Here is a 15797-nt window from a genome sequence, read left to right on the forward strand (position 1 = left end):
CACCATATGAGAAAGATATTTGTATATTTTATCATCAGCTTACTTCTTGTTGGTCTTGTGCCTGCAAAAATGGAAGCAGCCATCACGGAGCCGCAAATGAAAATTGAACTATCAGGATATGTTAACAATAAAACTAGTGTTTCTTTGAAACTAACTGGTAGTTATAAGGTAGAAAAAGAAAACGGTGATACCATCCTACTAAATAAGGATACAAATTATACCGTTAAAGTAGAGGGTTTAGTAGTTCATTTATATGAAGGAACGACAATGCTTGAATCTGCTAGTCAAATAACGATTAATCCTATTAATGACCGAGATAAAGCCGTAATAAATGGACGATCCTATTTTGGAGGTTTTATTTTTAAGAAAAATAATGCTGGGTACTTAGTCCCGACGAACTTGATTGGGATGGAAGAATACTTAAAGTCCGTTGTCCCTTCAGAAATGATTGCTTCGGAATGGCACGAAGAAGCCTTTAAAGCACAGGCTGTTGCTGCTAGGACTTATGCCTATTTTAAACATCTTAAGGGTGAAACCTTAACTGACACGACTGGTAATCAAGCCTATAAAGGTGCTGATGTTGTTCATCCAAATACTACAAAAGCGGTGGAAGCAACAACAGGAGAGATGATGACCTACCAGGGGAAGGTATTTGAAGCCCAGTTTTCTGCCTCTAATGGAGGAATGACGGAGAGCAGTAAAAATGAAACGGGTTGGCAGCACGATTATCATACTGTTAAGGAAGATACGTTTGATACGCGTATTACATGGGATACGACCATTTATAAACAGCAAGTTGATACAACGGGATTAGACCTTAGCCAGCCGGATCAATGGTGGAATACAACCATTGAGAGAGATATACGCGAAAAGACAGATGATAAAAACACATTTACTGAAAATATCAAGGCTCATCTTCAGACGCATGGTTATCCAAATAAAGATATAAAAATTGTCTCGATACCCAAGTTGGAATTTCGTGATAAAACATCGAGCGGCCGTGCAATTTGGGGAGCTCTAACCGTTCAATTTTTTGTGAAGGATGAGTTTGAGGACGGAAAATTGAAACTGCAAACGTATATCATGAAGGATGACAAATGGAATGACGTTTTAAAAGTAACAGCGAGTGATGTTAAGAGACTAATCGGTTCCCATGATATGACAAGTACGTTAATTACCGAAAGCACAGTTAACGATGAGCTTTATTCTTTTAAAGGAATGGGTAATGGTCATGGTGTGGGATTGAGCCAGCATGGAGCAAACAATCGTGCTATAGAGGGCCGTCAGTCATATAAGGATATCTTATTCTTTTATTATGATACGGGACTGGCTGAAAAGATTAAGCTTGAAAAGATATACCAACCTACTTATAAAAGTGTAAAGGTCCAATTAAATGGCAAGGACTTTACTCCAGGCTATTATGGTGTTAGTACAACCTTTGTACACTGGAAAGCCTTGAATACGTTTAAGATCCCCTTCACGTTTAAAGATGGTGAATTTAACATAAATGGTCGAAAATTTCGGGGAGAGACGATTAACGGTGGGCTCTATATTCGCTGGACCGATATAGCTCCTGGGAAAGTCACCTTTAAATCCATAAGTGGCGGTTTTAATTTTATGTATTCTGTTCCTGTTCCTATTAAGATCCAGTTGAATGGGAATGATTTTACAGCTGGTTACTTTAAGGACGGTGCAGCGTATATTCATTGGAAGGCATTAGAAACATTTAAGATTCCTTTCACCTGGAAAGGAAATGAATCATTCGTTATCAATGGACAACCGGTCCAGGGTGAATATATCAATGGACCGCTCTATATTCGTTGGAATCTAATCGCTCCTGGAAAAATTATTTTCAAACAGATTCCAGGCGGCTACAATTTCATTTACACTCCATAAAAAATGGACTGTCCTTCATGAGGACAGTCCGTTTTTTTAGTATTCAATTTTCGGGTAGGAATGTGAATGCATAAGCGGAGAATTTCCGGCTATTGTATCTAGAGGAAGGATAGAAGCAGAAATAAGCGGAGATATTCCGGTTAACAGCTCTAAATTAGCCTAAGTTCAATGATTTTGACCAATTAAGCGGAAAAACTCCTCTTATTTTAAAGAAAACAAAGGTATTTTCCAATTTAGCCGGAATTCTTCCGCTTATTTTACAAACACAACCAAAATCAGTATCCCTGCAAAGTAGAGCCTTGTTTATAGAAGAAGACGCTCAAATAGCCAAAAGGCTCCCAAAGCAGCAACAATAATAGATCCAACTTTTATGATGGTACCGGATGTTTTCAACTTGAACATATAGGTAAGCAATGGCAGCACCAATAGGACGAGTGCCAGTTGGACAACTTCAATTCCAATGTTGAAATTGACTAATGCGACAGCTAAATCGGCTTTTGGGATGTTCATTTCTTTTAATATATTGGCAAATCCAAGACCGTGGATTAACCCGAATAGGAAGGTAAGGCCCCAGCGGTGCTTGATTTCTTTTCGGAAGATGTTTTCAAGCGCAACATACACAATGCTAAAGGCGATAACAGCTTCGACAAACCGTGACGGCAAGGTAATAATCCCTAAAACAGCCAAACTAATCGTGATACTGTGGGCAATCGTAAAGGATGTAATAATCGCAGCGTATTGCTTGAATGTTTGTTTTCTAAGTAGCAGTGCTAATAGAAACAACAGATGATCATATCCTGTTAGGATATGGAGCATTCCGAGTTTGAAAAATGAAAACCAGGATGAATTGGAGGTCTCTTCTGTTGGAGCAACTTCCGGCTGCTCTTGACTCTCGTTGGTTGGAGGTGTTTGTCCATCCAGTGATTGCTCTTCCTGTGATTCTGTTAAAAGAATAGTCCACGTTCTTTCTTTACCTTGTAAAATAGCCTGGCTCGTTGTCCCGGCAAACTCATAGGAAATTAAGTTTATATAATTCGTATTTGGGTCATTTACATATAGACCATCATTAAAGCTAAGAGTATCGCCAGCTGAAAAAGCCGGATAACGTAAATGGAAGGTTAAGAAATTCTTATCTTCCTTTTTCTCAAGAACCATTTTTTCCAAGGTGGGTTCTTGTTGACGGTTGTTTACATCCAAAGTCGTATGGTCATGGACAAGCTCTTCTAAGTGATGGCTTTCCTCTTCCATTTCTGACTTCTCTACATCATTGTTCTTATTCTTATCAATATCTTCTATTAGTTCAATAATGGATAAGGTATCGATGGAGAATGTAAAAATCGTTTCTTCAGAATTTATTTTAATAGTCGTATAACTTGCACTATAAGCATGAGCTTGAGTGATAGATGGAGCCAACGTCCAAGTAAACAGCAATAGCGCTAGAAAATAGGTAAAAGAGTGCATTTTGAAGGTGTTTCTAGAAAATTGACGGTTTTTGTCGAAAAAAGGTATCACAGTTAATCCTCCTGAATAACGATTGTAGTTCCATATATCTACACAAAAAGTTTCAGACCTCCTTAATATAATCACATTCCTCTTGATTTTGTATACTAGAAAAATTAATTTTCTGTAAAATTACATGATTTAGGATATTCCTATATTGGTGAAAATTTTGTAGAATAGTAGAGCAATAGATTAAAAAAAGGAGAGAGACTTTTTTACTAGTATAAAAATCTTACCAAAGGGTGGTCAAGAAATGAACTATAGTAAGAGGAAGAAGTTCAAACGCTGGACAAGCACGTTTTTGACAGCGCTTTTATTGCTTAGCACGTTATTGCCAAGCGGCTTAATGGGTAAAGCAAGTGCTGAACAGGCAAAGCATGTCGTTATCTCTCAGGTTTTTGGCGGCGGGGGAAACAGCGGTGCTCCATTTAATAGAGACTTTATTGAGCTTTATAATCCAACGGATGAAGCGGTGACGCTTGATGGATGGTCTGTTCAATATGCGTCTTCAAGTGGGACATCATGGCAGGTAACAGCATTATCAGGATCTATTCCTGCTCATGGGTATTATTTAGTAGGACAAGCAAGTGGTGCAAATGGGGAAGCTATTGCTACTCCGGATGCTTCAGGTGGTATTACAATGTCTGGTACTAACCTAAAAGTAGCACTATTAGATACAACAACAGCGGCAAGTGGGGCAACACCGGCTGGCGCTATTGATTTTGTTGGTATCGGTTCAGCAAATACCTATGAAGGTACGGCCGCAGCTAAAGTAACATCCAACACAACAAGTGCTCAGCGTAGACCTTATTCAAAAGTAGACCCGGCACCTGGTAAAGGAAATGCATGGGATTCTAATGATAACGGCCTTGATTTCTTTGTTGGTCCAGTGGCAGCACCAAGAAACACTGCCAGCCCAACCGAGGCACCAATGGTTCCAGAAGTTAGTTTGGACCCAATCGGATTAAATCTTCAATTAACAAATGATGGAACATCTTATAAAGTAACAGGTAATGCTGGTGCAGCAGTTGCACTGTCTACTGTTAAGGTTTATGCAGATGCAACCAAGGGTTCTGCCCTTGGAACAACTACTGCAGTAGAAGACGGTTCATTCGAAATTAGTTTTACTTCTGAAACTGCACTAACATCTGTTTATGTATCAGCTATTCAAGGCAGCATGGACGAAAGTGCTGGTATACAAATAAATGCAGCAACAGCGAGCAACCCTATTGCGGTTGAGCAGTTAAGTTACATGGTGACTGGCGAAGGTAATGGCACATTGATTGGTAATGCAGGAGCAGCGGTTGCTAATTCTGTGATCAATGTTTACGTAGATGCAGCAATGACTCAAAGCTTAGCTACAAAGGTAGCAGGATCAAAAGGGGAATTTACTGTTACTTTTGAAAATGCTCCAACAACGGTTCATGTAACACAAGTATCTAGCAGCAACAAAGGAATCATGCTTGAAAGTATTCCAGTTGCCGTGGAAAAAGCAGCATTAGACGAAGTTACACCTATAAATGAAGTAAAAGCCACTGACTCAAAAGGTATTTTGACAAACCTTAACAGTTTCTTTACGGTTGAAGGAATTGTAACGGTACAAAATGGTGTTCTTGGAAGCCAGAAGAATAACTATTATATCCAAGACGAAACAGGCGGAATCAACGTTTTTGGCAGCTTTGATTCAGGTTTAACCATTACTCGTGGTGATCAGTTAAAGGTGACAGGTAAAGTCATTGTTTATAATGGTTTAACCGAGTTCGAACCTACTGCGATCACAAAAGTAAGTGAAGGAAATGCACTTCCTGAACCGAAAGAAATCACGACTCTTGACTTAAATACGTTTGCTGTGGCGGAACCTTTAGAGGGCAGCCTAGTAAAAGTTAGCGGTAAGGTTACAGCGGTTGCTGCAACAGGAGCTAACTACAACGTGACGTTAACAGGTGATGATACAAAAACAACGACGATTCGAGTAATGGGCGGCACTGAAATTAAGCCGGATACAGACCTAATCGTTGGGAACAGCTATTCCATTACAGGTATGGTTGGACAATATACAACAAATGCAACACATGTGAATGGATATCAAGTATTCCCGCGTGACGTAAAAGATATTACGCCAATGTTGAACTTGAGCCATACACCTTTAACAGAGGTTTATGAAGATGCAAACCTAGAATTTGTTGCGGTTGCAAGTGGTGCAGAGTCTGTAACAGCTTACTACCGAGCACTAGGTGCTACAGAATATACTGCACTAGCTATGACTTCTACTACAGAAGGCCGCTATACGGCTACTCTTAATGCAGCAGACGTACCGGCAAATGGTTTTGAATATTATATTGAAGCGAAAAATGGAGATAAGGTAAAGACATCTGGAACAAGTGAAGCTCCAAATCAAGTAACCTTGATTGCAGACACATTTGCACCAGCTTTCTTAAGCGAAACTCCTGCAAATAACACGAGAGTAGAAAGCCCACGTCCAGAAATTTCTGTTGTGATGGAAGATCCAAGTGAAGTGGATACTGCAACAGTAAAAGTTTGGTTTGATGGAACAGAAGTAACAAACGCAACGATTGGTAAAAAACAAGTGAAATTCACACCTGAACAGGACCTTGAAATTGGTGTTCATACTGTAAAGGTAGAGGCTACTGACTCAAAAGGAAATGTTGGTGTGAAGGAATGGGCATTTGAATCTGTTCCTCGTTTCACAGGTGGTCAGCATTTCCGTGGTACGACGCACAACCATACAAATATTTCACATGATGGTGCGGGTACACCAGAAGATGCTGTAGCTGCAGGTAAAAGATACGGCTATGACTGGTTTGCGTTCTCTGATCACTCACATGATATTGACCCGACTTTACTTGGTCAAGATACGGTTGAACGTGATGGATTGCAGGAACGTTCAGGCGGATCTGATTGGCAGTTAACAAAAGATTTAGCTGCTCAAAACACGAAAAACGGTGAATATGTAGTTTTCCCAGCATTTGAAATGACTTCTACTGTTTGGGGACATTCAAATATTTTTGGATCAGAGAACTTTATTGACCGTAATATTAACGGAAAAATGTATAACACAGATGTAAATAATTACTATGCATGGGTTATGACGTACGATGATATCGTAGGACAGTTTAACCATCCCGATATGTCTAACAATGCATTTAACAACTTTAAACCATACAACAAAGATGTAGACAAGCTATTCACAATGCTTGAAGTTGGTAACGGTTCAGGACACTATGCTTATGCCAATGCAGAGAAAAAATTCTTCTCCGTTCTAGATTTAGGCTGGCATGTTGCTCCAACGTATGGTGAGGATAACCATGAAGGTACTTGGGGTAAAACAAGAGCTCGTACAGTCATCGTAGCAGATGATCTTTCACAAGCGTCGCTACTACACTCTATGCGCAATATGCGAGTATACATGGTAGAAGATCCAAACTTTACACTAGATGTGTTAGCGAATGGCTATTACATGGGAGCTACAGTGGATAGCAAGGAATTGAATTTCAACATTTCAGGTAGTGACTTAGTAGCGGAAAACCGCTCAATGAGTGAATATGACTACTTGGCTGCTGATTACAAATCAGATGATAGAGTTGAAAAAGTAGAATTAATCACAAATGGTGGAGTTGTAGTTGATTCATACTCACCTATGACAAAAGAATTCAATTGGAAGCCATCTTATAAGGTTGAAGGCGGTCAACAATGGTTTGTTGTTCGTGTAACACAAGCAGATGGCGAAAGAATGTATTCTGCTCCAGTTTGGTCGAAAGAAGAAGCGGTTGATGTAAAAGTTAACGGAATCGATGTTGAAGGTGAAGTCATTATTGCAGGAAACCCAGCTACTTTAAAAGCGAATGTTAGCAACAACGGTACGCAAGAAGTACAAAATGTGAAAGTGGACCTTTACTATGATGAGGTAAAAGACTCCAACCTAATCGGTACACAAACCCTTTCATCGATTGTATCGAAGGGTGTAGGTACAGCAACATTCACATGGAAAGACGCAACAAAAGGCAATCATAAATTAATTGCTGTGGCTTCATCTGAGTATGGTGGTAACCAGTTTACCCTTGATGTAGATGTAAAAGAGCCACTAGGCATAAAAGTGATGATTGATGCAAAACACAACAATGAAAACACAAGCAGTGATGGTGGAACGTATAAAGACAACCTTAAATCCTTCACAACACTTTTACAAAAAGAAGGATATACAGTTGTTGAAAACAAAGAAACCATTACGGACACAGTGTTAAGTGATGTTAAAGTATTAGTGATTACACACAATAAAGTTGCTTTTACAACAGAAGAAAATGCAGCCATTGCTAAGTTTGTGAAAAATGGCGGTTCCGTCTTATTCGCAGGTAAGAGCAATAACAGCACAGATCCAACCATCAATAACTCTTTATTGGGTGAGATTGGTTCTGCTATTCGTATGAATAATGATGGAGTATTTGATGATAGCAAAACAGGTAACTTCTGGAGTGACCCAAAGGTAAGTCCATTTGCTGTCAGATTATTCCCTGGTCTAGTATCGAATTACATTACGGACCGCGTATCATTCCTAGATTACTATAGTGGAGCAAGTTTATCAGGCGCTGATAACCAGCCGCTTACTGAAAACGGTAAAGTGACGATACTTGCAAAAGGGAACGAAACAACGTACCAAGGTAATATCAAAGGCGGTTATACGTATGATGCCGTTTCTGATACAACAGGCGGTTCAGCGATTCCGATGATCGCATCTGAAGAAATCGGTACAAATGGACGTATCATCGTATCTGGTATGAATATCTTCAATGATAAGCAGATGGATGAAGCATACGAGCCAAAAGGAAACGATGAGTTCTCATTGAATGCAGTTAACTGGTTAGCAGGACGCGAAACGAAAGTTACAAAAATCGGCGATGCCCGCAAGCTTGCAGAAGATTCTTCAACTGTGATTGAAGGAACAGTAACAACAGGCGCAGGCGTATTCTTCGATGCATTCTATGTACAAGATGAAACTGGTGGAATCATGGCATTCCAGGAAGTTCCAGCAGATAGTATTAAACCAGGCGATAAAGTTCGTATCTACGGGCATATTATTACCTTTGACGGAAACAAAGAAATTGAGTTTGCTAGCTTCGACCAAGATGTAATTAAAATTGGTACAGGCGAACCTTTACCGGCTAAAGAAGTACCTACTGGTGAAGCAACATCTGATGCAAACCAAGGTTTACTAGTGAAGGTAAAAGGAAAAGTAGTCTCCATCTTCGACGCCAATTCTTATGTGGTGAATGATGGATCTGGCGACGTATTAGTATTTACGGATGGGTACATTGTGAATCAAAGCGGACCAGTTCCAGTTCTAAAAGTTGGCGATACACTTGAAGCGGTCGGCCTTTCTGGTACTTTTGCAGACGGTACACGTATTCGTGTAAGAGATACAAAAGAACTAGTTGGAACGATTGCTGCAGATACAACAGCACCACAAAAGCCAACTGTATTTGCTGTAACAGAGGCAGACGATAAGATTACGGGTACTGCAGAAGCAGGTGCAACTGTTGTGGCAAAAGTAAACGGTGAAGAAATCGGCAGAGCAATTGCTGATGAGACTGGACGCTTTACAATCAATATTGCGAAGCAAGCTGCAGGAGTTACAATCTCAGTAACCGTTACGGATGCTGCAGGAAATACAAGTGCGGCAGTGGATATCGTAACAGCTGCAAAGTATGCTCCAATTAAAGTCCAATTAGATGGAAAAACTTATTTTGCAGGATACTTTGGCGATGGTGTGACATATGTTTACTGGAAAGCGTTAGATACGTTCAAAATTCCATACAAATATAAAGGTTTTGGGATTTTTGAAGTGGAAGGACGTCAGGTTCAAGGTATCTATATCAATGGTATGGGCCCATACATTGCATGGGATCAACTATCACCTGGTAATGTTACCTTCAAAAGCATTCCAGGCGGCTATAACTTTGAGTATGTGAAACAAATCAAAGTTCAATTAAACGGCAAAGATTTCACAAATGGCTACTATAAAGAAGGAATCGCATATGTCCATTGGAATGCGTTAAACACCTTTAAAATTCCTTTCACTTATAAAGGTAATGGATTATTGGAAATCGCTGGACGTACCGTTCAGGGTGAGTACATTAATGGAGCCCTTTATATTAAGTGGTCTGAAATGGCACCAGGTGTAGTGACCTTTAAGTCGATTAGCGGCGGATTTAACTTTAGTTACCCTATGGCGATTAAAGTTCAATTAAACGGTAAAGATTTTACACCAGGATTTTTTAAGAGTGGGACAACGTATGTGCATTGGAAGGCATTAGAAGAGTTAAATATATCTTTCAAATACGAAGGACTAGGTGTATATGATATTGGAGGCAGGAAAGTTCAAGCACTAAACATCAATGGAGATATGTACATCCATTGGAGCCAACTTGCTCCAAATCAAATCACATACGCTCAGACTTCAGGCGGTTATAACTTTATTTATCAACCATAGTTAGTTTTTATGATGGGAAGGGCGATGCTCTTTCCATCTTTTTTTGTTTAATCTTGGCATCCCTGAACAAAATGAATAGGATTCAATATTGGTTTTATTAAAGATCCCCCTACCTGCCGAAATGAGTCCTCCACCTGCGAATTTTTTCAGCCTACCTGCATAGTTCACCATCTAATCTGCATAATTCCTTAGTGTACCTGCCTAATCAATTCCACACCCAAACATAAAGCTGAAACAGCCAGGCAAATGCCTGTCCTGGTCATTTGTTTTTCCTATAAATGGTAAATTCATCTGATATTAAGTGTGGGATGCTGATCAAGATATCATATTGGTATTACCTATTTTAATGCAAAATCCTCTACCTTCCGAAATGAGCCCTCCACCTGCGAATTTTTTCAGCCTACCTGCATAGTTCACCATCTACTCTGCATAATTCCTTAGTGTACCTGCCTAATCAATTCCACACCCAAACATAAAGCTGAAACAGCCAGGCAAATGACTGGCCAGGTCATTTTTTTCCTATAAATGGTAAATTTATCTGATGTTAAGTGTAGGATGCGGATCAAGATGCCATATTGGTATTACCTGTTTTAATGGAAAATCCTATACCTGCCGAAATGAGTCCTCCACCTGCGGATTTTTTTCGGCTACCTGCATAGTTCACCATCTAATCTGCATAATTCTTTAGTGTACCTGCCTATCAATTTCACACCTAAACTTGAAGTTTAAATAATGGTGCTAAATTATGATAGGTTTTTATATTTAATATGATAAAAAGACTAGAAATAACGACATGTCAAGGTCATTATGACTAAAAAAGGTGAGAAAAAATGTAAAAATTTTGGGATTTTCTGTTTAAAATGGTAGAAAAATAGGTTAATATAATCATTGGTTTAAAAAAAGAAAAAAGGGTGAAGAAATTGGGAAGTAAGAGAAAGATTATAGCAGCATTCCTTGTGATTTTTTTACTAGCAGGGAACTTACTGATGACAAAACCAGTCTCTGCGTATGGTGAGACAGCTACACAAATCTCACTGAATAAGGAATATGAGGGAACACTAGTAAATGGGGACAGGTACTATACCTTCAACCTTCCAAGTGATGGGGAGATTACATATTCGGTTCAACGAAATGTCAGCAGTTCCTGGTATGTTTATTTAACAGATGCAAATGGCAACACCATTGATTATTTCTCTACACCTTATGGGACAACGGTTACCGGCAAGGAACAAAGAGAAGTAGGCCTGCCAAAAGGTACATACTATTTACATTTTTCCAGTTATACGAATGGTAGTGCAAGCCCATTTAAATTCCAAGTGGACTTCTCAGCCGGCAATACCTTTGAAAATGAATTCAATAATACATTTGAGCAAGCGAATCCGATCAATATAAATACGGTTTATAATGGTGCATTGCAAACGAGTTCAGATGAAGATTATTTTGTATTTACCACGCCTGAAGATGGAAATGTAACGCTTTCCATGAATCGGAATACAACAGCCAGCTGGTATGTCTATTTATACTCTGAAGCAGGTCAAACCTATAAATACTTCAACACAGGGTATGGAACAACAGCTACTGGATTAGAAGAAAAACAGGTCGGCTTGCCAAAGGGCACATATATTGTGAGAGTTGATAACTATACAGATACGGCAGATATAAATTATCAACTTCAAGTGAAATTTTCAGCTAGCAGTCAGCATGAAAGGGAAAATAACGATACACTAGAGACTGCAAACCTGATTGATGTGAATAAGTCATACAAGGGAGTCTTGCAGGAAACCAGTGATGATGACTACTTTGCTTTTACTTTGCCGAATGACGGAAATGTTACGCTTTCAGTAAACCGCGATAAAAAAGCTAGTTGGTATGTATATATATATTCCGCTGATGGGAGCATCTCTAAGTACTTTCACACGGAATATGGGACATTAGCAACTGGGACAGATGAAAAGCAAATTGGTTTACCTAAAGGAACGTACTATGTAAAAATAGAAAACTATAACGAATCCAAGGATATTCCTTATGAATTCCAAGTAAAGTTTAACGCAGGAAATTACTATGAAAAAGAAAGCAATGATAGCCTAGAAACAGCCAATCCAATTAATCTGAATGCTGTTTATAAAGGTACGCTACAGAATAGTTCAGATGATGATAACTATGCTTTCACGGTTTCTACTATTCAGCAAGTACGATTTTCTATGCCCAGAGTACCAGGTGTAAGCAGATATATTTATTTATATGATGAAAACGGAGGTTATGTAGATTACTTTCATACAGAGTATGGTGCGACAACTACTGGAAATGAAGAAAAGGTATACTCGTTAGACCCGGGAACCTATTATATTACAGTGGCTAACTATTCAAATGCAGCTGATACTCCATACGAATTTGCTCTTTGGACGGCATCACCAATGTTGTCACAAGAACAAGTAACCGTAACCAATAATACTGGTAAAGCGGATTCTGTTAACGTTGAGGGTCTAGGTAGCGGCGATATTGTGAAGATTTACAACGCAGCAAGCGGTGGAACACATTTAGCAACAGCAACAGCTTCCTCCACTGGAACAATCGTGGCGAATATAAATCAAATTGGCCAAAAAGCTGGAAAATTATATATCACTGTTACAAAGGCAGGCTGGACAGAGAGCAATCGTCTGGCGGTTGATTTTACAGGAGAGCAATCCACTCCACTAGTGGCCAGCCAAGTGGTAACGGAAAACAATACAGGAAAACCAGATTTAATGACCATTAAAAACCTTGGGGCCAATGATGTTGTGAAAGTTTATGATGGAACCGGGAAGTTAATCGGTGTATCAATGCCTGCAACAAATGGACAAGCAGCAATTGCTTTTGTACAACTTGGAGCGGCTGCGGGTAAGGTATATGCGACCGTGACGCGAGATGGAATGACGGAAAGTACAAAGACGACAATCTCTTTTGTTGCTGAGGCTCTTCCTACTGTAAAAATTCAATTAAATGGTAAGACCTTTACAGATGGTTACTTAAAAGATGATGCTGTGTATGTCCACTGGCAGGCATTAAGCACTTTTAAAATTCCTCATACGTATAAAGGAAATGGAGTATTTGTAATTGAAGGAAGAACAGTAAATGCAGAAATAATTAATGGTGGTATTTATATACGCTGGAGCTTGTTATCACCAGGAAACGTTACCTACAAAGCAATTGCGGGAGGATATAATTTTATTTACGCAATTCCTACCCCAATTAAGGTCCAGTTAAACGGACAAAACTTTACTGGCGGCTTCACTAAAAACGGCTCAGCTTATGTTCATTGGAAGGCGTTAGATACATTCAAAATTCCTTATACTTTTAAGGGGAATGGCTATTTTACAATCGAAGGCAGAACGGTTAAAGCAGTTTCGATCAACGGTGGACTCTATATTCACTGGAACCAGCTATCACCGGGGAACGTAACATACAAAGCCATAACAGGCGGTTATAACTTTATTTATAGCAAATAGCTAAATATAGAAAAACAAAGCGGAGTCTAGCACGCTTTGTTTTTTTTGTGGCTTTTATGGGCCGTTGATGCCCGTCGGAGGTGAAAAAAGAGCACAGCGGTAACTAAAAGGGTCGTATGATTCCCGCAAGAGGCATAAAATCCCCCAAAAGGTATCTAATAGTACGATATGATTGCCACCAGAGCTGAAATAAAGGCAGATGCCCCCGCACACCAGCCCCTAAAAAAGTTTTTATCTATACGTTATTTAAATTCTTTCCGAAGTACGCGTTTAATAAAGATTGGGAGGGCGATCATTCTTTTGGATCTGGCTGGTTGGGTAATTAGGCGATAAAACCACTCTAAGTTTAGGTCGCGCCAAACTTTAGGAGCACGCTTAATAATGCCTGCCCAAATATTAAAGCAACCACCTACACCGATGAAAATTCCTTTTTGAAACTGAGGAAGATGATCGGCAATCCACTTTTCTTGTTTAGGAAAACCAAGTCCGACCAAGACGATATCCGGACGGGTTTGCTTAATTTCGTCTATGATAGAGGTATCCTCTTCATCAAAGTAGCCATGATGAAAACCAGCAATGCGAATATTCGGGTATTTATGTTTGATATTCGCTACCGTTAAGTCAATTACATTTGGTTTGGTTCCTAAGAAATAGATGCTGTATTTTTTTTGATGAGATAATTGCAGCAGATTTTCCATTAGGTCAAATCCTGTAAGCCGTTCCTTAAGGGGTGTACCAACCATTTTGGAAGCCATGATGATTCCGACACCATCCGGAGTAATATAATCGGATTTCCTAAGAACCTCATCATAGAAGTCATGGGAATGTGCATAGGTAATAATTTCTGGATTAGCGGTAACGATGAATGTTTTTTGAGCCCGAGTAATTCTGGAATCGACATCCCTGACCAACGCACCCATATCATCATTTACAAATTGATAACCCAATACTTCTTCAAATTTAAGCATGCAACAATCCCCTAATCAATCCAATTATGATGTGTTTAAATTACAACAATAATCTACATATTTTTACAAATTCCGAAAGATTATTGACATTTTACCATATAATACTACACTTTAAAAGGGAAGCGTAGTCTAGAAAGAGGAGGGAGCGCCCGTTTATTAGGGTGAAAAAAGAGATGAAGAAATTTCTAACAAATAGGCTGAAATCCTCTAAAAGTTTAGTACAGGTTCAAACACTTAAAGAAATTTTAAAAATAGGTTATTTACTACTTTTCAAAGTTGTATTTAGTGTATGCAAATTGTCACCACAAAAAAATAAGCTCATCTTTGTGATATCTTTTGAAGAGAATGCATTTTTTATCTATCAGGAATTGCTGAGGCAAAAGGCACCATTTGACATTGTGGTGTTATGCAAACCGACGTTGTACAAAGATATGAAAAATAAATTTAATCAAGCCACAATAATCCCTTTTGAATCGCGGCATTTACTGAACTGGTTAAGGTCTATTTACCATTTGGCCACTTCCAGAATCATTCTGATTGATAATTACTTTGCCTTTTTATCAACCATTCAATTCAAAAAAAATGTACAATGTATACAACTGTGGCATGCAGCAGGTGCATTTAAAAAATTCGGTTTACAAGATCAATCGATTGTACATAGAAGGAATATCGCTTTAAAAAGGTTTAGAAAGGTATACTCGAAGTTTGATAAGATTATTATTGGTTCAGAAAGCATGGCGAACATTTTTACTGAAGCGTTTGATGTCCCTCAAACAAACTTCTTACGTACAGGGATTCCTAGAACGGATTTATTTTATGACCTACAGAAGCAGGAACAACTGAGAAAAGAGTTTATTCAAAAGTACCCAGCTGTTAAGGGTAAAAAAGTAATTCTGTATGCACCTACATTTCGTGATACACAACTTGCGAATTATCAAATCCAACTCGACATCGATAATATGTATAAGAGCTTGAAGCAAGACTTTATTTTAATCATAAAATTGCATCCTGCCGTTCAAACTAAGACTAATTATGCAGAAAGTTATCCTGGTTTTGTCTATGACTTTTCATCACATCAAGGAATAAATGAATTATTGGTCAATGTGGATTATTTAATCACGGATTATTCGTCGATTCCATTTGAATATGCCTTATTAAAAAGACCGATGATTTTTTACCCGTATGATTTAACTTTGTATCAAAAGGATCGAGGCGTCATTGAAAACTATCAGCAAGAAGTTCCAGGTCCTATCGCATATGATAGTGACACAGTCATTTCATTAATCCTGAATAATAAATTTAATCTTGATTTGGTTTGTCAATTCTCTAGCAAGTGGAATCAATATTCTACCGGTCATTCCTCAGCAGAGTTTGTTCGATATATTGTCAGCCAATAAACAAGTCACCTAGATGGAGGCATTATATTGAGTAAGTCTTTGAAGG

Annotated in this window: 6 protein-coding genes; 4 read left to right on the forward strand and 2 right to left on the reverse strand. The window is 38.8% G+C overall.

The annotated features are described in order from the left end of the window. The first annotated feature begins 6 nt into the window (after positions 1-6). Positions 7-1896 carry a SpoIID/LytB domain-containing protein gene (locus tag QUG14_RS19710; RefSeq protein ID WP_289342139.1) on the forward strand — a complete coding sequence of 630 codons (1890 nt, stop codon included), beginning with the start codon at positions 7-9 and terminating at the stop codon, positions 1894-1896. A 303-nt stretch (positions 1897-2199) separates the two neighbouring features. On the opposite strand, the gene QUG14_RS19715 is transcribed toward QUG14_RS19710, so the two are convergent. After that, the gene (locus QUG14_RS19715; RefSeq protein ID WP_289342140.1) at positions 2200-3408 is read right to left on the reverse strand and encodes a HupE/UreJ family protein; all 1209 of its coding nucleotides are present in this window, start codon (positions 3406-3408) and stop codon (positions 2200-2202) included. 241 nt (positions 3409-3649) lie between these two features. On the opposite strand from QUG14_RS19715, the gene QUG14_RS19720 reads away from it, so the two are divergent. Then, a complete protein-coding gene (locus QUG14_RS19720; RefSeq protein WP_289342141.1) occupies positions 3650-9901 on the forward strand; it encodes an Ig-like domain-containing protein in 6252 nt (2083 codons plus the stop codon). 920 nt (positions 9902-10821) lie between these two features. Beyond that, positions 10822-13386 carry a hypothetical protein gene (locus QUG14_RS19725; protein WP_289342142.1) on the forward strand — a complete coding sequence of 855 codons (2565 nt, stop codon included), beginning with the start codon at positions 10822-10824 and terminating at the stop codon, positions 13384-13386. A 242-nt stretch (positions 13387-13628) separates the two neighbouring features. Here the strand turns inward: QUG14_RS19725 and QUG14_RS19730 are convergent, their stop codons facing one another. Beyond that, on the reverse strand, positions 13629-14354 hold the full coding sequence (locus tag QUG14_RS19730; RefSeq protein WP_289342143.1) for a WecB/TagA/CpsF family glycosyltransferase: 726 nt from the start codon (positions 14352-14354) through the stop codon (positions 13629-13631). A gap of 173 nt (positions 14355-14527) precedes the next feature. Here QUG14_RS19730 and QUG14_RS19735 point away from each other — a divergent pair, with 173 nt between their 5' ends. Further along, positions 14528-15751 (forward strand): CDP-glycerol glycerophosphotransferase family protein, encoded by a 1224-nt coding sequence (locus QUG14_RS19735; protein WP_289342144.1) that lies wholly within the window; start codon positions 14528-14530, stop codon positions 15749-15751. Positions 15752-15797 lie beyond the last annotated feature (46 nt).

The organism is Neobacillus sp. CF12 (genome assembly GCF_030348765.1).
In the GTDB taxonomy this organism is placed as follows: Bacteria; Bacillota; Bacilli; order Bacillales; family Cytobacillaceae; genus Neobacillus.

Bases quoted from the DNA above. Each gene is read 5' to 3' on its own strand.
- QUG14_RS19735 (WP_289342144.1), top strand. From the start codon at position 14,528: ATGAAGAAATTTCTAACAAATAGGCTGAAATCCTCTAAAAGTTTAGTA.
- QUG14_RS19720 (WP_289342141.1), top strand. From the start codon at position 3,650: ATGAACTATAGTAAGAGGAAGAAGTTCAAACGCTGGACAAGCACGTTT.
- QUG14_RS19730 (WP_289342143.1), bottom strand. From the start codon at position 14,354: ATGCTTAAATTTGAAGAAGTATTGGGTTATCAATTTGTAAATGATGAT.
- QUG14_RS19710 (WP_289342139.1), top strand. From the start codon at position 7: ATGAGAAAGATATTTGTATATTTTATCATCAGCTTACTTCTTGTTGGT.